Source organism: Kribbella sp. NPDC054772 (assembly GCF_053611945.1).
Genome location: NZ_JBSHBJ010000041.1, coordinates 44,024 through 65,401, shown reverse-complemented (window position 1 = coordinate 65,401; position 21,378 = coordinate 44,024). Strand labels below are relative to the sequence as shown.

Below are 21,378 nucleotides of genomic sequence, written 5' to 3'. Positions count from 1 at the left end.
ATCCAAGATTCGAGGAGCCGTGATGATCGACGTACTGGTGCTGGACGTCAACGAGACGCTGACCGATATGGAGCCGCTGCGGGACGGGTTCGAGGCGGCGGGGTTGCCGCGGCACGAGCTCGACGCGTGGTTCGCGGCAACGCTGCGGGACGGCCTGGCGCTGACCGCGGCCGGCGCGTACGCGAACTTCCGCGAACTGGCCGCCGAACTCCTGGAGGCACAGCTCGTCGCGGCCGGGATCGAGCCGACCACCGAGCGGGTCGACGGCGTGCTGTCCGGGTTCACCAGGCTGCCGTTGCACGCCGACGTCGCTCCGGGACTGCGGAGGGTCCACGAGGCCGGTGTGCGGATCGTCACACTGACCAACGGATCGGCGGCGATGTCGACGGGCGTGTTCACCGACGGCGGGATCATGCCGCTGCTCGAGCACCGGCTCGACGTCTCGGTGCCCCAGCGCTGGAAACCGCACCCGGACGCCTACCGGTACGCCGCCGAGGTCTGTGGCGTACCGGTCGACCGGATGGGCCTCGCCGCGGTCCACCCGTGGGACATCGACGGCGCGCGCCGCGCCGGGCTGCAGGGGTTCTACATCGACCGGCGGAGTACGCCGTACCCGCGCGCGTTCCTCGCCCCGGATCTCGTCGTACCGGATTTCGAGGGCCTGGCGTCCGCGATCAGCGGGTAAACTGCGTCGCAGGGTGTGCCGGGAAGTCTGGTCGGCGTCGTCCGACCGACCCCGAACGAAGGGCCGTTCATGAGCCAGCACCCTCGGATCCGCCGGAAGAAGCGCGCGTTCCCCCGCATCCTCGGGCGCGAACGCGCGTTCCTCGCCGACACGTTGCGTGCAGAGACCACCGGCGGGCTGTTGTTGCTCGCGGCCTCAATCATCGCGTTGGTCTGGGCGAACTCGCCCTGGCAGGACGCGTACCACCACCTGAGCGACACCCAGGTCGGTCCGCTGACCGTCGAGGGCTGGGCGTCCGACGGCGCGCTGACGCTGTTCTTCTACCTGGCCGGCGTCGAGCTGAAGCGCGAGCTGGTGGTCGGCACGCTGTCGAAGCTCAGCGAGGCGGTCGTCCCGGTGATCGCGGCGATCTCCGGAATGGTGCTTCCGGCAATCATCTACCTGATCGTGAATGTGGTGGCCCGGAACGGCAATCCGCACGGGTGGGCGGTGCCGACCGCGACCGACATCGCGTTCGCCCTCGCGGTGCTGGCGATCGTCGGGTCCTCCCTGCCGAGCGCGCTGCGGGCGTTCCTGCTCACGCTCGCTGTCGTCGACGACTTCGGCGCCATCCTGGTGATCGCGGTCTTCTTCTCGCACGGTTTCCACCTGCTCTCGCTGCTCGCCGCGCTGGCCCTGATCGCGCTCTGGTACGTCCTGCAGCGGCGCCGCGTCCGGACCCCGTTCCTCTACGTGCCGATCGCGGTGGCGGCCTGGTGGTTCATGCACGAGTCCGGGATCCACGCCACGATCGCCGGCGTCGCGCTCGGGCTCGTCACCCGCGTGGTCGCGGATCCGGGTGAGGAGCACGCGCCGGCCGAGCGGATCGAGCACCGGCTGCGGCCGTGGTCGGCAGGCGTCGCCGTACCGTTCTTCGCCTTGTTCGCCGCCGGGGTGACGCTGAGCGGGGGCGCCGTACGGCAGATGCTGACCGACCCGGTCGCGATCGGTGTGGCGGCCGGCCTGCTGTTCGGGAAGGCGATCGGGGTGTTCGGCGGATCGTGGCTGACCGCGCGGTTCACGCGAGCCGAGCTGAACTCCGACCTGGCCTGGCGGGACGTCGGCGCGGTGTCAGTCCTCGCCGGTATCGGATTCACCGTCGCGCTGCTGATCGCCCAGCTGGCGTTCGGCTCCGACGAGGCCCAGGTCGAGCGCGCCAAGGCCGCCGTCCTGATCGCCTCGGTGCTGGCCGCACTGATCGCCTCGGCATTCCTGGCTCGCCGAAACCGCGCGTACGCCGATTGACTCGGCTGCGGACGGTAGTGTCGGAGCACGGACCTGTCGGAAGGAGTTGCGATGTCGATGGGGCAGAACGGGGACGAGCCCACAGTCGGCCAGTTGGTCGCGAACGTCAGCAAGGACCTGTCCAGCCTGGTCCGCGGCGAGGTCGAACTCGCGAAGACCGAGCTGAAGAAGACCGCGGTCGCGGCCGGCACCGGAGCGGGCATGTTCGCCGGCGCCGCGTTCCTGGCGCTGCTCGCGATCGTCCTGCTGTCGATCGCCGCGGCGTACGGGCTGGTCGCGGCGGGTCTGGACCCAGCGATCGCGTTCCTGATCGTCGCGGGCGTGTACCTGGTGGTCGGCGCGATCCTGGTGTTCATCGGGAGGCGGGCGCTGAAGAGCGCAAAGGGTCCGCAGCGGACCATCGAGTCCTCGAAGGAGTCGGTCGAGGTGCTGAAGGCGATCGGCAAGGGCACCGACGAGCGCGTGGCCCTGCCCGAGCCGGGCGTCCGGCGCTGAGCCCGGCGGGTGTCGTCGACCTCCTGGTCGACGGCCCCTGGTCGCACTCACTGGTCGCGGCCAACGGGGCCCGGTTCCATGTCGCCGAATGTGGTGCAGCGGACGATCCACTCGTCCTGTTCCTGCACGGCTTCCCGGAGTTCTGGTGGGCGTGGCGGCACCAGCTGCCGGTGGTCGCGGCCGCCGGGTACCGCGCCGTCGCGATGGACCTGCGCGGGTACGGCGCCAGCGACAAGACCCCGCGTGGTTATGACCCGTACACCGCGGCCGCCGACGTCTCCGGCGTGATCCGATCGCTCGGCGCGACCGACGCGGTCGTGGTCGGACACGGGTGGGGCGGGTTCATCGGGTGGTCGGCCGCCGTACTGACGCCGCGGCAGGTCCGTGGACTCGCAGCGGTGTCGGCCCCGCATCCGCTGCTGCTGACGCGGTCCGGGCAGACGAAGGCGATGACGCGGAGCGCGTGGTTCCAGCTGCCGATCCTGCCCGAGCGGCGGCTGCTGGCGCAGGACGGGCTCCACATCGAACGTTTGCTCCGCGCTTGGGCGGCCCCGGGCGGCACGTTCCCGGACGCCGAGGCGTCACGCCGGTACCGCGCCGCGCTGCAGGTCTGGCCGGCGCCGCATTGCGCGCTCGAGTACCACCGGTGGTTCGCCCGGTCGCGTTTCCGTCCGGACGGCCGCAAGTACTCCGCGACGATGCGCACGCCGGTCGCCGTACCCGTTCTGCAACTGCAGGGCGCTCAGGACTCAGCGGTGAGCCCCACCGCGACCACTCCTCCGGATCTGGTCGCGGCGCCACTGCGGCACGAACTCATCACCGGCGCCGGTCACTTCCCGCATGAGGAAGCACCGGACGTGTTCAACAAGCTTTTGCTGAACTGGCTGGCCACCGTCAGCCATCCCGGCGCTGCTCCAGAGTCGCAGTAACGACCCAGCCGGCCCCCCGCCGCTCCACGCGATACTTCGCAGTCATCCAACGCCCGCAGTTGTAGAACAGGCTCACATCGACCTCGGCGTGGTCGCCCTTGTCGACCACATCGCTGAGCTGAACCACGCCGATGCGGTTGTCGCCGCAGGTCGCCGGAGCGGGCGACATCTCTGCGTGGTACTGGATCGGAGCGGTCTCGCGGACCAGCCGGCGGAGCAGCGCGCGCTGTTCCGGAGAGATCGGCGGGCCCTTCCGGACATGGTTCTTCCCGACGTCGGACAGGTCCAGCACGACCACCGATCGCCAGCCGTCGATCGGCCGCACGGTCCGGAGCATCGTGCTGAGACCGGCGGCCCAGATCCGGGCATCGTCCGTGGACGTGCGGGCCGGTGCCGGCGTGGACGCGGCGGGCTCGGGCGGTGCCGCGGCTCCGACCCGGCTGACGCCGTACAGGACTCCCGCGAGGACCGCGAGGACGGCGGCGGCCGCAAGCAGGATCGGGACCGCGGTGCGGCGTCTCACCGGTTCGGTTGTCTCGGGCAACTTGTCGGCCAGTTGCTCGCGGTCGGCGAACGTCTCCCGGAGCAGAGTGCCGAGCTCGTCGTCGGTCAGGTTGGGCATGTCAGATCGCCTCCTCGGGGGACAGGCAGGCGCGCAGAGTGGCCAGCGCGCGGGCGGCGTTCGAGCGGACGGTAGCGGGCGCGACCCCGAGCAGTTCGGCGATCTCGGCGTCGGCGAGATCTTCGTAGTACCGCAGGACCAGGACGGCGCGTTGCTTGCGGGGCAGCTGAGCGAGCAGCCGCCACGCGGCGTCGCGCAGCGCATGGCGAGTGCTGACGTCGTCGTCGGCAGGCTGCTCGATCGGCTCGGCGAGCGGTACTTCGCGGTTCTTGAGCAGCCGCCGCCAGCTCAGGAACTCATTGAGCACCATGGTCCGCAGGTACGCCTCAGGGCGCTCCAGTTCGCCGATCCGCGCCCACTTGCGATGCGCCCGTTCCAGCACCGTCTGGACGAGGTCCTCGGCGGTGTGCACGTTTCCGGTCAGCATCAGCCCGAGCCGCAGCAGCCGGCGCTCGTTCGCCCGCACCACGTCGTCGTACAGGAGCGCCGGTCTCACCCCGCTCGTCGTCACCGTCATGCCCTTTCAACGCGACGATGCTGCGGGCCTGCTGCATCAGGTGCAGGACTGGGTGGAGACCTCTTGGGTCGCGGTGGTGCCGTCGCGGGCGTCGTCCGAGACCTGCTGGGCGGTCAGGACGTAGCCGGTGCGGTTGTCCTCGACAGAGGCCGCGAAGACCACGCCGTACACCGTGCCCTTGGAGGACAGCAGCGGGCCGCCGGAGTTGCCCGGGCGGACCGACGCCCAGATCGAGAACGCCTCGCGGGTGACTGTCCTGTCGCCGTAGATGTCCGGGCCGCGGAGCCGTTCCTCGGACCGGATCCGGGCCGGCTCGGAGTCGAACGGGCCGTTCTCCGGGTAGCCGAGCACGACCGCCGGGTCGTCGGCCTTACCGGTGAAGTCGAAGGACAGTGGCTGCTCGGTCAGCTTCGGCACGTACAGCACCGCGATGTCGGTCTCCGGGTCGAACACCACGACGCGGGCGTCGTACTTCTTCCCGTTGACCTCGATCTTCGGTTCGCTGACCCCGGCGACGACGTGCGCATTCGTCATCACCCGCTGCGGCGCGTACACGAACCCGCTGCCCTCGAGACCGCGCGAGCAGCTCGCCACCCCGGTCACCTTCGCGATCCGGGTGTACGCCGAGCGCACGTTCGGCTGCCGCGCGATCGCGCTGTCCGGCGGCTGCGTCTCGCGGATCCGCTCCGGGACGAACGGGTCCAGGAACCGGGGGAACAGGTCCGTGTTGACGACGTCGTTGAACGATTGCAACGCCCGGTCGGCACTCTCCGGCAGGAACTGGTCGACCTTCGCCAGCACCTCCGAACCGCGGACCGCCGACGTCACACTCGGGATCCGCGCGCCGCTCACCGCGACACCGAGCACCCAGGCGACGATCAGCACCGACGCGGCCGCCAGCGCGGCACCGCCGAGCGCGTCGAGGAATCGGATCGGCTTCCAGGACAACCTGTTCCGCACTCTGGTGCCGATCAGCGCCCCGAGCATTCGGCCGAGCGCGGCCAGTCCGACCACCAGCACCAGCGCGGCGAACGACACCGTCACGCTCGGTGAGAAATGATCCAGGATCCGCGGCACGCCCCAGACGCCGACGGCCGCGCCGCCGAGCAGGCCGAGCGTGGCGCACGCGCCGAGCACGAACCCTTCGACGTACCCCGAGATCGCCACGAGTGCCGCCGTACCCAGCACCGCCCAGTCGAGCCAGCTCATTCCACGCCTTCCGGCTTGTCACCGCGCGCCTGACCTAGATCATGCTCGATGGCGGTCATCCGCCGCACGTCCTCCGGCCGTCGCCCGTCGCTCCGCCAGGCCGCCTCGACCAGTCGGTCGGGCAACGGTACGACGTTCGAGGGGTCCCAGTCGCGGTACCACCCACCGAGCAGGAGCAATTTGTCCAGCAGGCCGGCCGTGAACCCCCAGATGTAGAGGTCGCCAACAGTGAACGCCGGGCCGGTGAAGCCGCTCGGGTGCAGGCAGCTGATCCGGTTCGCGGGGTCGGTCAGCGCGGCGAGCGGCACCCGGTGCACCGACGCGACCTCGGCCGGATCGATCACCGCGACCGGCGACGGCTCCCGCCACCAGGCCAGCACCGGCGACACGCCGAAGTTGCTGACCGGGACCCAGAGCGCCGGCCAGACCGCGAACGGTACGACGCCGGTCGGGTCGAGCCCGGTCTCCTCCTCGGCCTCACGCAGCGCCGTCCGGACCAGACCGGTGTCACCGGCGCCGTCCTCGGGATCCGCGCCCCCACCCGGGAACGCCATCTGCCCGGCGTGCGTGCGCAACGTCCAGGCCCGCTCGGTGAGCAGCACCTCGGGGCCGTCGTTGCCATCAGCAAGCAAGATCAGGACCGCGGACTTCCGCACCGCCGGATCGTCCGGCGGCAGGAACCGCGACAACTGGCTCGGATCGACGTCATCCGACGCCTTCGCCAAGGTCTGCAGCCACTCGGGGATCTCCACGCCTTCGAAGGTCATGGGGCCTCCCGGCCTGGACTGAGGAGCGCAGGGAGCGCAGCGACTGGAGCGACGAGGGAAGGCCGGGAGTTACAGCCCCATGACCACGCCGGCGCCGGAGGCCCGGCCAAGGACAGAGTCATGGCGTCACTCCGAGTTTGTCCTTGACCAACTGGTCGAGTTGTTGTTGCGAGGTGAGTACCCCGCGGTGCACGTAGGCAACCGTGCCGTCCGCGTCGATGAAGGCGGTCAGTGGCGGGCCGCCGACGCGGAGCGCCTGCTTGATCGCCTTCTCGGTGTCGACGAGATGCGGGTACGCCAGGCCCTCCGCGGCCGCGAACTTCACCGCGAGCTCCGGCCGCGGGTCGTCGTAGTCGATCCCGAGCATCTTCACCGAGTCAGACTTCGCGAGCTTCGCGAGGTACGGCGCTTCGGCGCGGCACGGCGTACACCATTGGGCCCAGACGTTGACCACCAGCGGTCCGCGCAGGTCGGCAAGCCGGATGTCCGGCCCGCTACCGAGGCACGGGAGGCTGACGTCGGGCAGGCCCTTGGTGGCCGGCGGCTTCGACGGGGTCGACGGGCAGGCCGCCAGCTTGTCGGCGCCTGCGACCACGCTGCGGGCGTCGGACGGGGCCGCTCCGGGTTTGTCGGTACCGCACGACGCCAGGACCAGTCCGGCGACCAGCCAGCCGATCACGCACAGCGTCGTACGACGGTTCACGCGGGGACCTTCACCAGCTTCGCGGCGGCCTCGGGATCGGTCGGCCCGGTCCCGTACGACGGGCACCACTGGGCGATCGGGCAGGCACCGCAGGCGGGCTTCTTCGCGTGGCAGCGGCGGCGGCCGTGGAAGATCAGCCGGTGCGACAGCATCGTCCAGTCCTTCTTCGGGAACAGGTCGCCGATGATGTGCTCGACCTTGACCGGGTCCTCCTCGGCGGTCCACCCGAAGCGCCGGACCAGGCGGCCGAAGTGCGTGTCGACCGTGATCCCCGGGACGCCGAACGCGTTGCCGAGCACCACGTTCGCGGTCTTCCGGCCGGTGCCCGGGAGCTTCACCAGCTCGTCGAGCTTGTTCGGCACGATGCCGTCGTAGTCGTCGACGAGGGCCTGGCCGAGCTTCATCACGCTGTTCGTCTTCGCGCGGAAGAACCCGGTCGGCTTGAGGATCGCCTCCATCTCGTCACGGTCCGCCTCGGCGTACGCCTGCGCCGTCGGGTACTTGGCGAACAGGGTGGGGGTCACCTTGTTCACCGTGACGTCGGTGGTCTGGGCGGACAGGATGGTGGCCACCAGCAACTCGAGCGGGGTGCTGAAATCCAGCTCGCAGTGCGCGTCCGGGTACGTCTCGGTCAGCACCTTGTGCATCTTGCGGGCCCGGCGGACCAGCTGGGTGTGGGTCTCGTCAACAAAGACCGGAGCCTTACGGGGAAGCTTCAGCGGGACCTGTGAGAGCGGTTCCGCGACACGCGGGGATGGCATGCAGGCCAGCCTACGTGGCGGTCCCGACACCCGAGGGGCTACGGTTTTGTGGCGACCGGGTGTACACATATCGGTCGACGGGCGTGGCCGATCCCACGTCCGGAGTCGTGGTCAAAGGTCCTAGGAGGCCCAAAGTGGATGCCGCAGTGCTCCGACAGGCACCGCTGTTCAGTCAGCTCGACGACGAGGCGGCCGACGCGCTGGCCGCGTCGATGACCGAGAGCCGGCTGCGCCGCGGCCAGGTGCTGTTCCACGAGGGCGACTCGGGCGACCGGCTGTTCATCGTCACCGAGGGCAAGGTCAAGCTCGGCCGTACGTCGGCCGACGGCCGGGAGAACCTGATCGCGGTCCTCGGCCCCGGCCAGATGTTCGGTGAGCTGTCTCTGTTCGACCCCGGACCGCGCTCCGCGACCGTCACCGCCGTCACCGACGCCTCGATGATGTCGCTGACCCACGACGAGCTGCTCCGCTGGCTCGAGGGCCGTCCGGCCGTCGCCCGCGGCCTGCTCCTGCAGCTGGCGTCCCGGCTGCGCAAGGTCTCCGACGTCGTGGCCGACCTGGTGTTCTCCGACGTACCGGGCCGTGTCGCCAAGGCGCTGCTGGACCTGGCGAGCCGCTTCGGCCGCACCGCCGACGACGGCGTCCACGTCCACCACGACCTCACCCAGGAGGAGCTCGCCCAACTGGTCGGCGCCTCCCGCGAAACCGTCAACAAGGCCCTCGCCGACTTCGCCTCCCGAGGCTGGGTCCGCCTCGAACCCCGCTCCGTCGTACTCCTCGACGTAGACCGCCTCCAGCGCCGCGCCCGCTAGCTGTTCAAGTAGTCCAGCTGGGCCCGTACCGAGCGTTCGGCGGCGGGCCAGAGGGATTTGTCCACGTCGGCGTAGACGTGTTCGACGATGGCTTCGGGTGTGGTGTGGCCTTCCGCGAGGGCGGCTCGGACCTGGTCGAGGCGTTCCTGGCGGTGCTTGAGGTAGTACGTGAGGACGCCGGCGGGGTCGTCGATGACGGGGCCGTGGCCGGGGAGCAGGCGGGTGACGCCGGCTGGGGAGTTGGCGAAGGCTCTCAGGTGTTCGAGGGAGTTGAGGTAGGGGCCGAGGGCGCCGTCCGGGTGGGCGACCACCGACGTACCGCGGCCGAGGACGGTGTCGCCGGTGAGCAGCGAGCCGTCCTGCGGGACCCAGAAGCAGACCGAGTCGAGGGTGTGGCCGGGCGTCGGCAGGACCTCGATGCGGAGGCCGTCCGCCGTGACCACGTCGCCTTCGGACAGGCCGTGCGCGTGGTCGGTGGGGATGCGGAACGCCGGGTCCACCGCGCGGACGCCGCAGCCGGCCTGGTTCGCGAACCACGCCGCGCCCTCGGAATGGTCGGGGTGCTTGTGGGTCAGCAGGACGACCGCGACCTGGCCGGCCTCGGCGAGGACCGCGCGCAGGTGGTCCTCCAGCATCGGGCCCGGGTCGACGACCACCGACTGTTCGGCGTCCGGCGCGCGGAGGATCCAGGTGTTGGTCCCCTCCAGCGTCATCGGGCCGGGGTTGTCCGCCCGGACCAGGGTTGCGTACTCCGTGACTCTCATGTGGTCTCCAGATAGGCCCGGTCGCCGTCGACGCGGACGGTGGGCATGATCGCCCGGATCTCCCGCTCGCCGGCCGCGTCCAGGATCGCCGTCACCTCGCCGTACTGCGAGAGCTCGCGGCAGCACACGTACGTCGGGGGCAGCATCAGCACCTCGCCCGCATCGACTGCCGCGACCGCGTCGTCCGGGCGGATCCAGGTGACCTGGTCGGACTCGCTCGTGACATCCCGGGTCACCTGCCCGGGCGGCAGCGCGGCGACGAAGAACGCGGTGTCGTACCGCTTGGGCTCGAACTCCGGGGTGATCCAGTGCGCCCACGGCCCGAGCAGATCAGCGCGCAGCACGAGCCCGCGACGGTGCAGGAACTCGGAGAACCCCAGCTCGCGGCTCTCCAACGCCACCCGATCGGCCTCCCAATCGGCACCCGTGGTGTCATCGACGACCGAGTCCGCGGAGGGGCCGGCAAGCAGTACGCCGGACTCCTCGAACGTCTCCCGTACGGCGGCAGCGACGTACGCGGCCGCCGTCTCGGGCGAACACCCCAGTCGCTCGGCGAACCACCCGGGCGCCGGACCGGACCATGAGTCGGCCACCGTGGAATCGGTCGCGTCGACCCGCCCGCCCGGGAACACCGTCATCCCCGCGGCAAACGCCATCGTCCGCTGCCGCCGCAACAAATAGACCTCAGGCCCACCGGCCGTGCCCGCTTTTGCGTTGCCCGGGGTCGGCGGTGGTGTGGGGTTGGCGGCGCCGCTGGTGGTGTCGCGGAGGAGGATGACGGTGGCGGCGGGGCGGGGGGTGGCCGGGGTGCGGGAGCCGCGGGTGTACTCGAGCGCGACCTCGGCCATCCGGCCGGTCATGAGCTCGGACCGGAGGTCGCGCATCACCGGCCGGGCCTCCGGCCGGCGCGTGGCCGGCGCCGGGGGCCGAGCGGCCGACGTGTCCTCGGGGACGGCGCCGCCGGGACCCCCGCGTTCGCCGCCCCGTCGCGGGGTTGGCTGCGGCCGTCCAGCACTACCGAGCAGATCAGCCGACCTCGACGATCAGTTCGACCTCGACCGGGGCGTCCAGCGGCAGGACCGGGACGCCGACGGCGCTGCGGGCGTGCTGCCCGGCGTCGCCGAAGACCTGGCCGAACAGCTCGGACGCGCCGTTCGCGACCTGCGGCTGACCGGTGAAGTCCGGCGTGGACGCGATGAACGCGACCGCCTTGACGATCCGCTTCACGTTCGCCAGGTCACCGATCTCGGCCTTGACCGCGGCCAGCGCGTTCAGCGCGCACTGCTGCGCGCACTCGCTGGCGACCTCGGGCGTGACGGCGTCCCCGACCTTGCCGGCGGCGATCAGCGTGCCCTGGCGCAGCGGCAGCTGGCCGGACGTGTAGACCAGGTCACCGGTCCGGACGGCCGGGACGTACGCGGCGACCGGCTTGGCGACCTCGGGCAGCTTCAGGCCGAGCTCGGCCAGCTTCTCCTCGGGGTGGCTCATTTGTCCTCGATCTCCCGCTTGAAGTACGCGACCAGGTTCTCCGGGTTCATCCCCGGGACGACCTGGACCAGCTCCCAGCCGTCCTGGCCGAAGTTGTCCAGGATCTCCTTGGTCGAGTGGACCAGCAGCGGCGCGGTGAAGTACTCGAACTTCTTCATGAAGGGGACTCTAACGGTGTGTCCTGGGGCACGCCCTACCCTGGGGACTATGGCGCGACTGCACGTGGTCACCGGTAAGGGGGGCACCGGGAAGACAACCGTCGCGGCCGCCATGGCTCTCGCGCTGGCGACCGAAGGCAAGCGGGTCCTGCTCTGCGAGGTCGAAGGCCGCCAGGGGCTCGCCCAGCTCTTCGACGTACCCCCGCTCCCGTACGTCGAGCGCCGGATCGCGCACGGTCCCGGTGGGGGTGAGGTGTTCGCGCTCGCCGTCGACGCCGAGGCCGCGCTGCTCGAGTACCTCGACATGTACTACCACCTCGGTCGCGCCGGGAAGGCGCTGGAGAAGGTCGGCGCGATCGACTTCGTCACCACGATCGCCCCCGGGCTCCGCGACGTACTGCTCACCGGCAAGGTCTACGAGGCGACCCGGCGGAAGGTGAACGGGAAGCTCGCGTACGACGCCGTGGTGCTGGACGCCCCGCCGACGGGCCGGATCGCACCGTTCCTGAACGTGAACACCGAGGTCGCCGGGCTCGCCAAGGTCGGACCGATCCGGAACCAGGCCGACGCGATCATGGGCATGCTGCGCTCGGACGTGACGCGGGTCCACCTGGTCACGCTGCTCGAGGAGATGCCGGTCCAGGAGACCCTGGACGCGGTCGACCAGCTGCAGAAGCTGGACCTGCGGATCGGGTCGATCGTGGTGAACATGGTGCGCAACAGCCCGCTCGACGACGACGCGCTCGCCCTTGCGGTGAAGGAGAAACTGCCCGCCGCCGAGCTGACCAGGGGGTTGAAGGCAGCCGGCATCACGATCGGCGGCGACCTGGTCGGGACGCTCGCGACGGAGGCCCGCGACCACGCCATCCGGGTCGGTCTGGAACGCGAGAACCGGGACCGTATCGATGCCCTGGGCAAGCAGGTGACCGAGCTGACGCTGCAGCCGGACGGCATCGACCAAGGCACCCTGCTCGACCTGGCCGAGGAGTTCCGCGCATGACCCAGCTCGACCTCGACGCGTTGATCGATGACGCCGGGACCCGGATCGTCGTCACCTGTGGATCCGGCGGCGTGGGCAAGACCACGACCGCCGCCGCGCTCGGCCTGCGCGCCGCGGAGCGTGGCCGGAAGGTCGTCGTACTGACGATCGACCCGGCCCGGCGGCTGGCGCAGTCGCTCGGGCTGACCGAACTGGACAACACCCCGCGCGCGGTCGCCGACGTGAACCCGAAGAACGGCGGCCGGCTGGACGCGATGATGCTGGACATGAAGCGGACGTTCGACGACGTCGTGCTGCAGCACGCGACGCCGGAGAAGGCCGAGCAGATCCTCGCGAACCCGTTCTACCAAGCGCTGTCGTCGTCGTTCGCGGGGACGCAGGAGTACATGGCGATGGAGAAGCTCGGGCAGCTGCACCACCAGGCCGAGCGGACCGGCGACTGGGACCTGATCGTCGTCGACACCCCGCCGTCACGGTCCGCCCTGGACTTCCTGGACGCGCCGGAGCGGTTGGCCTCGCTGCTGGAAGGACGGTTCCTCCGGTTGCTGCTGGCGCCGGCGCGCGGGCCGTTCAAGCTGATGTCGGCGGGCGTGAACATGGCGATGTCGGTGCTGAACAAGGTGCTCGGCGCGCAGGTGCTGACCGACGTACAGACGTTCGTCGCGGCGTTCGACACGCTCTTCGGCGGATTCCGGCAGCGTGCCGAGCAGACGGTCGCGTTGCTGCGGGAGCCGCATACCGCGTTCCTCGTGGTGGCCGCGCCGCAGAACGATGCGCTGCGCGAGGCGTCGTTCTTCGCCGAGCGGCTGCGTGCCGAGGGAATGCCGCTGGCCGGCGTCGTGCTGAACCGGGTGACGAACACGCAGGCCCCGGAGCTCTCGGCCGAGCGGTCACTCGCCGCAGCCGAGAAGCTCGAGGAGGCGGACAAGTCGCTGCTGACGGCCGCCGTACTGCGGTTGCACGCGGACAAGATGCAACAGGTAGTAGGCGACCACAAGCGGGCCGAACGGTTCCGCCGCGGTCACCGCTCGATCCGCACCGTCGAGGTCCCGGCGCTGCCGGACGACGTCCACGACCTCAGCGGCCTCCGCCAGATCGGCGACCTACTCACTGCCTGATTTCACGGCCTGATTTCACCGTGAGCGAACGGTCAGGGGCCCGGGAATTACTTGCTTACACCCATGGTTGAGCCTGTCAGACTCAATCTTGAAAAGGGTGTGACAGCGTGACCGATACGTTGAATCTTCCTGTCCTGCCGCTGGACGACGTCGTGGTCCTGCCCGGGATGGTCGTGCCGGTCCGGCTCGCCGACAGCGAGGCCCGGGCGGCGATCGATGCCGCGCAGGCATCGGGCGAGGACAAGGTCCTCCTCGTGCCGCGGCTGGACGGAAAATATGCCAAGGCCGGGACGCTCGGTGAGATCGAGCAGATCGGCCGGCTGCCGGGCGGTGCCCCGGCGGCCGTGATCCGTGGGACCCAGCGGGTTCTGATCGGCTCCGGGACCACCGGTCCGGGTGCCGCGCTCTGGGTGACCGCCACGGTGCTCCACGAGATCACCGATGAGCGGTCGGCCGAGCTGGGCCGCGAGTACAAGTCCCTGACCACCTCGGTGCTCGAGCGGCGCGGTGCGTGGCAGGTCATCGACTCCGTGAAGCAGGTGAACGACCCCGCGGAGCTGTCCGACCTGGCCGGCTACGCGTCGTACCTGAGCGACGAGCAGAAGTCCGAGCTGCTGGAGAACGCCAACGTCTCCGAGCGGCTGGAGAAGCTGATCGGCTGGGTGAAGGACCACCTCGCCGAGCTCGAGGTCTCCGAGACGATCCAGAAGGACGTCCAGGAGGGCATGGAGAAGCAGCAGCGCGAGTTCCTGCTGCGCCAGCAGATGGCCGCGATCCGCAAGGAGCTGGCCGAGCTGGACGGCAAGGCCGAGTCCGAGGAAGAGGACTACCGGGCCCGCGTCGAAGCGGCCGACCTGCCGGAGCACGTCCGCAAGGCCGCGCTCGCCGAGGTCGACAAGCTGGAGCGGACCGCCGAGCAGTCCCCCGAGGTCGGCTGGATCCGCACCTGGCTGGACACCGTGCTCGAGCTGCCGTGGAACGAGCGGACCGAGGACAGCTACGACATCCGCGAGGCGCGGGCCGTGCTGGACGCGGACCACGCCGGTCTGGATGACGTGAAGCAGCGCATCACGGAGTACCTGGCCGTACGGCGTCGCCGCGCGGACCGTGGTCTCGGTGTGGTCGGCGGTCGCCGCAGTGGCGCCGTACTGGCGCTGGTCGGGCCGCCTGGTGTGGGTAAGACCTCGCTGGGTGAGTCCGTGGCGCGGGCCATGGGCCGGAAGTTCGTCCGGGTCGCCCTGGGTGGCGTCCGGGACGAGGCCGAGATCCGCGGTCACCGGCGGACGTACGTCGGTGCGCTGCCGGGCCGGGTCGTCCGGGCCATCACCGAGGCGGGTTCGATGAACCCCGTCGTACTGCTGGACGAGATCGACAAGGTGGGCGCGGACTACCGGGGCGACCCGACGGCTGCCCTGCTGGAGGTCTTGGACCCGGCGCAGAACCACACCTTCCGGGACCACTACCTGGAGGTCGAGCTGGACCTGTCCGACGTGGTCTTCCTGGCCACGGCGAACGTGCTGGACTCCATCCCGGCGCCGTTGCTGGACCGGATGGAACTGGTGCAGCTGGACGGGTACACCGAGGACGAGAAAGTCACGATCGCCCGTGACCACCTGCTCCCGCGTCAGCTGGAGCGGGCGGGTCTGACGACGGACGAGGTGGCTATCGAGGACTCGGCGCTGCGGGTGCTCGCGGGTGAGTACACCCGCGAGGCCGGCGTACGGCAGCTCGAGCGGTCGATCTCCCGTGTCCTGCGGAAGGTGACGGCTCGGTTGGCCCTGGGCGACGAGCTCGGTGCACTGACCATCGGCGGTGGAGACCTGAAGGAGTACCTGGGGTCGCCGAAGTTCACTCCGGAGTCGGCCGAGCGTACGGCGCTTCCGGGGGTGGCGACCGGACTGGCGGTCACCGGCGCGGGTGGTGACGTGCTCTTCGTGGAGGCGTCGCTGGCCGACAAGGAGACCGGCCCGACCGGAGTCACGCTGACCGGACAGCTCGGTGACGTGATGAAGGAGTCGGCGCAGATCGCCCTGTCGTACCTGCGGTCGCACGGCGCGGAGCTGGGGCTGCCGGTCGGCGACCTGGCCGAGCGGAACGCCCACATCCACGTACCGGCCGGTGCCGTCCCGAAGGATGGACCGTCGGCAGGTGTGACGATGACAACGGCGCTGGCGTCGCTGCTGTCCGGACGGCCGGTCCGTTCGGAGGTCGCGATGACCGGTGAGGTGTCACTGACCGGACGGGTGCTCCCGATCGGTGGCGTGAAGCAGAAGCTGCTCGCCGCGCACCGGGCCGGGCTCACCACGATCCTGATCCCGAAGCGGAACGAGCCGGACCTGGAGGACGTACCGGCGTCCGTGCTCGCGGAGCTGACCGTGCACCCGGTGAGCGACGTCCGCGAGGTACTGGATCTGGCACTGGAGCCGGCCGAGGTGGCCGCGCACCAGTACGCCGCCTGATCGACGTACCGCTGGAGGGCCTCGGGCAACTGTCCCGGGGCCCTCGTCCTTTTGGATGAACTTTGTCCACAGGGTGTGACTGAGCTCATATTCCAGGCGGTAACCCAAACAGCCCATCCCGTAGTCTCTATAACCATGCGCGCGAGGGAGAAGGGCGACCGGGGAGTCGCCCAATCTGTGGTTCTGTTCCTTGGGGTGAGCGTGTTGTCGGGGGCCTTGGCCGCCGGTCTCGCCATCCCGTTCGCCGGCCTCGCCGGCTTCACCACCCAGAAAACCTCCGACACGTTGCAGGACCTGCCACAGCAGTTCGACGAGGTGCCGCTGAAGCAGAAGAGCCAGATCTTCGCAGCCGACGGCACGCTGATCGCGACGCTGGCCGAGCAGAACCGGGTACCGGTGAAGCTCGCCCAGGTCGCGCCGATCATGCAGAAGGCGATCGTCGCGATCGAGGACGACCGGTTCTACGAGCACGGCGCGCTGGACATGAAGGGCACGCTCCGCGCGCTGCTGCAGAACCAGTCCGCCGGTTCGGTGCAGCAGGGTGGTTCGAGCATCACCCAGCAGTACGTGAAGATCAGCCTGGTCGAGAAGGCGAAGACGCCCGAGGAGGTCGCGGCCGCGACCGCCGACTCCTACCAACGCAAGGTCGCCGAGCTGCGGTACGCGATCGCGGTCGAGAAGCAGTACTCGAAGAACGAGATCCTGGAGAAGTACCTCAATCTCGCGAACTTCGGCGACGGCGCCTGGGGGATCCAGGCCGCCGCGCAGCACTACTTCTCGGTGAACGCGAACCAGCTGACGCTCCCGCAGGCCGCGATGCTGGCCGGCCTGGTTAAGAACCCGACCGGTTACGACCCGACCAACAACGCCAAGCGCGCCAAGGACCGCCGCGACGTGGTGATCCGGCGAATGCTCGAGCTGAAGGTCATCTCGGTCGCCCAGGCCAACTCGGCCCTGAAGACCCCGGTCATCGACCCGGCCAAGGTCCGCCCGAACAAACTCGGCTGCGGCAACGGCCCGTACCCCTTCTACTGCGAGTACGTCGTCTCCGAACTGGAGAACAACCCAGCCTTCGGCAAAACCAAAACCGACCGAGCCAACTACCTGAAGACCGCCGGTCTGAAGATCACCACCTCGCTGGACCCGAAGATCCAGGCCGACGCGCAGCGCTCGATCGACACGCACTCCAAGCCGACCGACGACGCGATCGCTGCGATCACCATGGTGGAGCCGGGCACCGGCCTGGTGAAGGCGATGGCACAGAGTCGTAAGTACGGCAACAAACGGGGCCAGACGGCGTACAACTTCAACGCCCCGAAGACCTACCCGGGCGGGTACGGCGGGTTTCAGAACGGTTCGACGATGAAGGCCTTCACCATCGCCGCCGCGATCCAGAAGGGCATCCCGCTCACCTACAAGATCAACTCGCCCAGCCCGCTGAACATGGGCGGTATGAAGTACAGCACCTGCGACGGCACCCGGGAGATTCCCAAGGGATACGCGCCGCAGAACTCGACGACGAACGTCGCGGACCCGAACATGATCCAGGCGGCACAGAAGTCGACGAACACCTACTTCCTGCAGCTCTCGCTGCGGACCGGCCTCTGCCCGATCGCCAAGATCGCGGCCTCACTGGGCATGTACGACGCGCAGAGCCTCGGCGCGCTCGACCAGGTCGCGTCGATGACGCTGGGCGTCGGCTACATCACGCCGCTGCAGCTGTCCGGCGCGTACGCCGCGTTCGCCGCTCGTGGCATGTACTGCGCACCGTGGGTCGTCACCTCGGTCAAGGACTCGGCCGGCAAGCCGGTCAACACTCCCGGCGCGAACTGCAAGCAGGCGCTGGCCCCAGAGGTAGCTGACGGCGTCAACGCGGTCCTGCACCAGGTGATGGAGCCCAACGGCACCGGCGGCAAGCTGAAGTTCGGTCCCAGCGACCTGGCCGGCAAGACCGGAACCATCCAGAAGGCGAAGGCCGTCTGGTACGCCGGGTACTCGTCGAAGCTCGCCGCCGCCGCCACGGTGGCCGACGCGTCGCTGCCGTACGACCCGCTGCGGGGCCAGACCCTGAACGGCAAGAACATCGACGACCCGACAGGTTCGGGCACCGCCGGGCCGATCTGGGAAGCCGCGATGAAGGCCGCGCTGCAGGGGTACCCGACCACGCACTTCGTCGCGCCGTCGAGCAAGATCCAGCGCGGCGACGTGAAGAGCTTGCCGTTCGTGAACGGCATGAACCCCACCGACGCCGCGAACAAGCTGCGCCAGGCAGGCTTCGAGGTCGCGACCGCCTCCGGCACCGTCAACTCCGAGGAAACCGCGGGCACCGTCGCCTACACGGACCCGAGGCAACGCGACGGCGCCCCCGAAGGCTCGGTCGTCACGATGTACATCTCCAACGGCAGCCAGAAGAACCAGCCGAAGCCCCCGACCCAAACCACCAAACCCCCGGGCAAACCAACAACCACCATCAACCCGAACTGCCCCCCGTGGAACCCGAAGTACCCCAACTGCGGCGGCCGCGGCCACGGCGGCTAAACGACGGCTAATTGAAAGGGCCTCGTCCACAACGGACGAGGCCCTTTCACATCAGACGCTCAAAGAACAACCGCTTCAGGTAACAGGCGGGGGGGCAAGAGCGCCCGCCAGATCCCCACGTCACCGTTTGTCAGGCGCCGAGTTGGCGCTTTACCTCGGCGGAGACGACCCCGCCGTCTGCTTTGCCTTTGACTTTGGGTTGGAGGGCTCCCATGACCTTGCCGATGCCGCGGGGGCCGAGTTCGGCGGCGCCGGTGGCGGCGATGGTTTCGGTGACCAGGGCCTTGATCTCGTCCTCGGTCAGTTGCTCGGGGAGGTACTCGGCGAGGATGTCCGCCTCGGCCTGCTCCTTGTCCGCGAGCTCGGCGCGGCCGGCGTCGCGGTAGGCAACGACCGACTCGCGGCGCTTCTTCGCCTCGGAGCTGAGCACGTCGACGATCTCGGAGTCGCTGAGCTCCCGCGCCTCCTTGCCGGACACCTCCGCCTTGGTGATCGCGGTCAGCGCCATCCGCAGGGTCGACTTGCGGATCTCGTCGCGCGCCTTCAGTGCGGCGGTCATGTCGTCGTGCAGGCGCTGCTTCATTCCGGAGTTGGACATAGCAGAGATTGTGGCAGGCTGGAGAAATGAGTTTGCGCGGCATCGCCTCCACCACCCTCAAGACCACGGCTGTGGTCGGCGCTGTGGGCGCCGCCTGTGTCGCGTATGCGGCCGGGATCGAGGTGCGCTGGTTCACCCTGCGCAGAGTGACGGTGCCGGTGCTGCCGGAGGGTTCCGCGCCGCTGAAGGTGCTGCACCTGTCCGACCTGCACCTGATGCCCACCCAGGAGCGGAAGATCCGCTGGGTGAACGACCTGGCCGCGCTCGAGCCGGACCTGATCGTCAACACCGGCGACAACATCTCCAGCGCGCAGTCGGTCCGCCCACTGCTCCGCGCGTACGGCGATCTGCTGGATCTGCCCGGCGTGTTCGTGTTCGGCTCCAACGACTACTGGAAGCCGCACTTCAAGAACCCGGGCAAGTACCTGCTGCCCGCCCACAAGCAGCGGCACAAGCCGCACGGCCCCGACCTGCCGTACGAGGAAATGCGCCGCGCCTTCACCGGCGCCGGTTGGACCGACCTGAACAACGCCAAGGCCACGCTCAAGGTCAGCGGCCTGCGCCTGGACTTCGCCGGCACCGACGACCCACACATCAAGCGCGACCGGTACGCCGAGGTCGCCGGCGAGATCGACCCGACGGCCGACCTGTCGATCGGGGTCACGCACGCGCCGTACCAGCGGGTGCTGAACGGGTTCGTCGGCGACGGGTATCCGCTGGTCCTCGCCGGGCACACGCACGGTGGTCAGCTCGCGATCCCGCTGTACGGCGCTCTGGTGACCAACTGCGACCTCGACACGTCCCGCGTGAAGGGGCTCTCCACCTGGGGTTACGAGGGCCGTCAGGCCGCTCTGCACGTCTCGGCAGGCCTCGGTACGTCGCCGTACGCACCGGTCCGATTCGCCTGCCGGCCGGAGGCGACACTGCTCACTCTCGTCCCGCGAATTAACCCGATTTCGTCCGGACGCTGAGCCCATGTAAGCTACTCGCGAATTCGGGCTGTGGCGCAGCTTGGTAGCGCGCTTCGTTCGGGACGAAGAGGTCGCAGGTTCAAATCCTGTCAGCCCGACCAACAGTCAGGGCCAGTCACATCGTGACTGGCCCTGACTGCGTTAGAGGCTCCGTCGTGGTGAGAAGCTCCGTCGTGGAGGTGCTGGGGTGTGAGCGGTTCCGACCACTACGAGGTGCTGAACGTCGAACGCACCGCCACCACCGCCGAGATCAAGAGCGCGTATCGAAAGCTGGTCCGCCAGGTGCACCCGGACCAGGGCGGGAGCGCGGCGCTGTTCCGCGTCGTGCAGGAGGCTTGGACCACGCTCGGCGACGACCACCGGCGCGCGGCGTACGACCGCGAGCTCGCCGGGAAGAGCGGCGCCGCCTCCGAACCACCGCCGTACGAACCGCCGCGCTACGAGCCACCGCGGCACGACCCGCCGTCATACGAGCCGCCGCGCGCTGAGCCTCAGGAAGACACAACCGCGCCCGAGGTGCCGTTCGAGCCGGTGGGTCTGCTTAGTGCGGTACCGCGTTTCGGACGCTGGCGCGTGGTTGCGATCGTCCTGCCGCTCGCCTGGCTGATCGTCGTGACCGGCCCGCTGGTGATCGCGGCCGTAACAAACCCGGAGTACCTCCTCTACACCCTCCCACTGCTCTGTCTGGGTGTGGCAGGCCTGCCACGCCAGTGGCGCTTCCGGATCCCCTTCGGCCGCCTCATGAACAGGTTCGGCATCCTCGTCGCGGTCGCATTCCTCGCGACGCTCGTGATCGCCTACTCGCACCTGGACACCACCACGCGGGTCTTGCTCTTCGCCCTGCTCGGTGGCTTCCTGCTGGTCCGCCTGGTCGGCTGGCGCCGGTCGATCGCGCTCGACCTCGACCGGGCGGTCGACAAGTACGCCGCCTACGAGGCCAACATCTGGGGCCGACCGGGCGAGCCGCTGGTCGACGACGGGTACTCGACCCCGCTGCCGCCGTCCGAGGTCCTCCGCACGCGACGGACGGCACTCCTGCTCGAACGCGTGCTGACGGTGCCGTCCGCGAAGCTGATCCACGCGCCCCGGATCGGCGGCCTGACCGTCGACCACCTGCTGCTGGCGGGGTCCAGGGTCGCCGTCGTGGCGTCGGTCGTCGGACCGCCAGGCGCGTACTCAGTCGACGCCTACGGTTCGGTTCTCCGCAACGGTCAGCCGTTCGGCGGCGCGCCCGCCTTGACCGACGGGATGAGCGCGTGGGAACGGTTTCTGAAAGGCACCCAGGTCCGCGGCTTCCTCGTCGTACTACCGGTGTCCGACGGCCAGTCGGGCATCACCACGGTCTCGGCGCCCGATGCAGCCGTCGCCTGCCTGTCGCCGCAGGCCGCGGTGGCCGAGATCACCGCCTGGCTGCAGCCGGAAGGCAACATCGTCGACCGCCGCCTCCTGTACGGCGTCCTCTACGACGCACCCCTCGCTCAGGGCTGAACCTAAGCTGGA

The 21,378-nt window shown here is 69.5% G+C and carries 22 protein-coding genes and 1 tRNA gene; 12 read left to right on the top strand and 11 right to left on the bottom strand.

Translation table 11 applies throughout. The features are described 5' to 3' along the window. The first annotated feature begins 22 nt into the window (after nucleotides 1–22). The 4 genes from ACWGID_RS37310 to ACWGID_RS37295 all read left to right on the top strand — a co-directional run bounded on the left by ACWGID_RS37310 (nucleotide 23) and on the right by ACWGID_RS37295 (nucleotide 3,393). Nucleotides 23–685, top strand: coding sequence for a haloacid dehalogenase type II (locus ACWGID_RS37310; protein ID WP_452204078.1), 663 nt, complete (start codon nucleotides 23–25; stop codon nucleotides 683–685). 69 nt (nucleotides 686–754) lie between these two features. Next, nucleotides 755–1,969 (top strand): Na+/H+ antiporter NhaA, encoded by a 1,215-nt coding sequence (gene nhaA, locus ACWGID_RS37305; protein WP_452204077.1) that lies wholly within the window; start codon nucleotides 755–757, stop codon nucleotides 1,967–1,969. 51 nt (nucleotides 1,970–2,020) lie between these two features. Next, the gene (locus ACWGID_RS37300; RefSeq protein ID WP_452204076.1) at nucleotides 2,021–2,464 is read left to right on the top strand and encodes a phage holin family protein; all 444 of its coding nucleotides are present in this window, start codon (nucleotides 2,021–2,023) and stop codon (nucleotides 2,462–2,464) included. Continuing rightward, complete coding sequence (locus ACWGID_RS37295; protein ID WP_452204091.1) at nucleotides 2,461–3,393, top strand: alpha/beta fold hydrolase; 933 nt, start codon at nucleotides 2,461–2,463, stop codon at nucleotides 3,391–3,393. Before ACWGID_RS37300 ends, ACWGID_RS37295 begins: the two co-directional genes overlap by 4 nt. Here ACWGID_RS37295 and ACWGID_RS37290 read toward each other — a convergent pair. From ACWGID_RS37290 to nth, 6 genes are all read right to left on the bottom strand, one after another. Further along, a complete protein-coding gene (locus ACWGID_RS37290; protein WP_452204075.1) occupies nucleotides 3,359–4,015 on the bottom strand; it encodes a hypothetical protein in 657 nt (218 codons plus the stop codon). The genes ACWGID_RS37295 and ACWGID_RS37290 overlap by 35 nt on opposite strands. A 1-nt stretch (nucleotide 4,016) precedes the next feature. Further along, complete coding sequence (locus ACWGID_RS37285) at nucleotides 4,017–4,532, bottom strand: SigE family RNA polymerase sigma factor (RefSeq protein ID WP_452204074.1); 516 nt, start codon at nucleotides 4,530–4,532, stop codon at nucleotides 4,017–4,019. 36 nt (nucleotides 4,533–4,568) lie between these two features. Next, on the bottom strand, nucleotides 4,569–5,741 hold the full coding sequence (locus tag ACWGID_RS37280) for a MarP family serine protease (protein WP_452204073.1): 1,173 nt from the start codon (nucleotides 5,739–5,741) through the stop codon (nucleotides 4,569–4,571). Then, nucleotides 5,738–6,508, bottom strand: a complete 771-nt coding sequence (locus ACWGID_RS37275) for an NUDIX hydrolase (RefSeq protein WP_452204072.1) — start codon at nucleotides 6,506–6,508, stop codon at nucleotides 5,738–5,740. The genes ACWGID_RS37280 and ACWGID_RS37275 overlap by 4 nt, the downstream gene beginning before the upstream one ends. A 118-nt stretch (nucleotides 6,509–6,626) precedes the next feature. Beyond that, nucleotides 6,627–7,211, bottom strand: coding sequence for a TlpA family protein disulfide reductase (locus ACWGID_RS37270; RefSeq protein ID WP_452204071.1), 585 nt, complete (start codon nucleotides 7,209–7,211; stop codon nucleotides 6,627–6,629). Further along, nucleotides 7,208–7,972 (bottom strand): endonuclease III, encoded by a 765-nt coding sequence (nth, locus tag ACWGID_RS37265; protein WP_452204070.1) that lies wholly within the window; start codon nucleotides 7,970–7,972, stop codon nucleotides 7,208–7,210. Before nth ends, ACWGID_RS37270 begins: the two co-directional genes overlap by 4 nt. A gap of 134 nt (nucleotides 7,973–8,106) precedes the next feature. Between nth and ACWGID_RS37260 the strand changes: the two genes are divergently transcribed. Further along, complete coding sequence (locus ACWGID_RS37260) at nucleotides 8,107–8,784, top strand: Crp/Fnr family transcriptional regulator (protein ID WP_184837908.1); 678 nt, start codon at nucleotides 8,107–8,109, stop codon at nucleotides 8,782–8,784. On the opposite strand, the gene ACWGID_RS37255 is transcribed toward ACWGID_RS37260, so the two are convergent. From ACWGID_RS37255 to ACWGID_RS37240, 4 genes are all read right to left on the bottom strand, one after another. After that, complete coding sequence (locus tag ACWGID_RS37255; protein ID WP_452204069.1) at nucleotides 8,781–9,548, bottom strand: MBL fold metallo-hydrolase; 768 nt, start codon at nucleotides 9,546–9,548, stop codon at nucleotides 8,781–8,783. The genes ACWGID_RS37260 and ACWGID_RS37255 overlap by 4 nt on opposite strands. After that, a complete protein-coding gene (locus ACWGID_RS37250) occupies nucleotides 9,545–10,432 on the bottom strand; it encodes an NUDIX hydrolase (RefSeq protein ID WP_452204090.1) in 888 nt (295 codons plus the stop codon). The genes ACWGID_RS37255 and ACWGID_RS37250 overlap by 4 nt, the downstream gene beginning before the upstream one ends. A gap of 142 nt (nucleotides 10,433–10,574) precedes the next feature. Then, nucleotides 10,575–11,036: a RidA family protein gene (locus ACWGID_RS37245; protein ID WP_452204068.1), complete on the bottom strand. Its 462-nt coding sequence runs from the start codon at nucleotides 11,034–11,036 to the stop codon at nucleotides 10,575–10,577. Beyond that, nucleotides 11,033–11,194: a DUF4177 domain-containing protein gene (locus ACWGID_RS37240; RefSeq protein ID WP_130386959.1), complete on the bottom strand. Its 162-nt coding sequence runs from the start codon at nucleotides 11,192–11,194 to the stop codon at nucleotides 11,033–11,035. Before ACWGID_RS37240 ends, ACWGID_RS37245 begins: the two co-directional genes overlap by 4 nt. Nucleotides 11,195–11,243: 49 nt before the next feature. Between ACWGID_RS37240 and ACWGID_RS37235 the strand changes: the two genes are divergently transcribed. The 4 genes from ACWGID_RS37235 to ACWGID_RS37220 all read left to right on the top strand — a co-directional run bounded on the left by ACWGID_RS37235 (nucleotide 11,244) and on the right by ACWGID_RS37220 (nucleotide 18,309). After that, nucleotides 11,244–12,194 carry an ArsA-related P-loop ATPase gene (locus tag ACWGID_RS37235; protein ID WP_452204067.1) on the top strand — a complete coding sequence of 317 codons (951 nt, stop codon included), beginning with the start codon at nucleotides 11,244–11,246 and terminating at the stop codon, nucleotides 12,192–12,194. Continuing rightward, nucleotides 12,191–13,312, top strand: a complete 1,122-nt coding sequence (locus ACWGID_RS37230) for an ArsA family ATPase (RefSeq protein ID WP_452204066.1) — start codon at nucleotides 12,191–12,193, stop codon at nucleotides 13,310–13,312. Before ACWGID_RS37235 ends, ACWGID_RS37230 begins: the two co-directional genes overlap by 4 nt. Nucleotides 13,313–13,419: 107 nt before the next feature. Continuing rightward, nucleotides 13,420–15,771 carry an endopeptidase La gene (lon, locus tag ACWGID_RS37225; protein ID WP_452204065.1) on the top strand — a complete coding sequence of 784 codons (2,352 nt, stop codon included), beginning with the start codon at nucleotides 13,420–13,422 and terminating at the stop codon, nucleotides 15,769–15,771. A 195-nt stretch (nucleotides 15,772–15,966) separates the two neighbouring features. Next, entirely contained in the window at nucleotides 15,967–18,309 is a 2,343-nt protein-coding gene (locus tag ACWGID_RS37220; protein ID WP_452204064.1) for a penicillin-binding protein, read from the top strand. Between the two features lie 130 nt (nucleotides 18,310–18,439). Here the strand turns inward: ACWGID_RS37220 and ACWGID_RS37215 are convergent, their stop codons facing one another. Beyond that, entirely contained in the window at nucleotides 18,440–18,907 is a 468-nt protein-coding gene (locus ACWGID_RS37215) for a GatB/YqeY domain-containing protein (RefSeq protein ID WP_452204063.1), read from the bottom strand. Nucleotides 18,908–18,939: 32 nt separating this feature from the next. Between ACWGID_RS37215 and ACWGID_RS37210 the strand changes: the two genes are divergently transcribed. The 3 genes from ACWGID_RS37210 (at nucleotide 18,940) to ACWGID_RS37200 (ending at nucleotide 21,366) form a co-directional block, all read left to right on the top strand. After that, on the top strand, nucleotides 18,940–19,878 hold the full coding sequence (locus ACWGID_RS37210; protein ID WP_452204089.1) for a metallophosphoesterase: 939 nt from the start codon (nucleotides 18,940–18,942) through the stop codon (nucleotides 19,876–19,878). 24 nt (nucleotides 19,879–19,902) lie between these two features. Then, nucleotides 19,903–19,979, top strand: a tRNA-Pro gene (locus tag ACWGID_RS37205). An 88-nt stretch (nucleotides 19,980–20,067) separates the two neighbouring features. Further along, nucleotides 20,068–21,366: a J domain-containing protein gene (locus ACWGID_RS37200; RefSeq protein ID WP_452204062.1), complete on the top strand. Its 1,299-nt coding sequence runs from the start codon at nucleotides 20,068–20,070 to the stop codon at nucleotides 21,364–21,366. Nucleotides 21,367–21,378 lie beyond the last annotated feature (12 nt).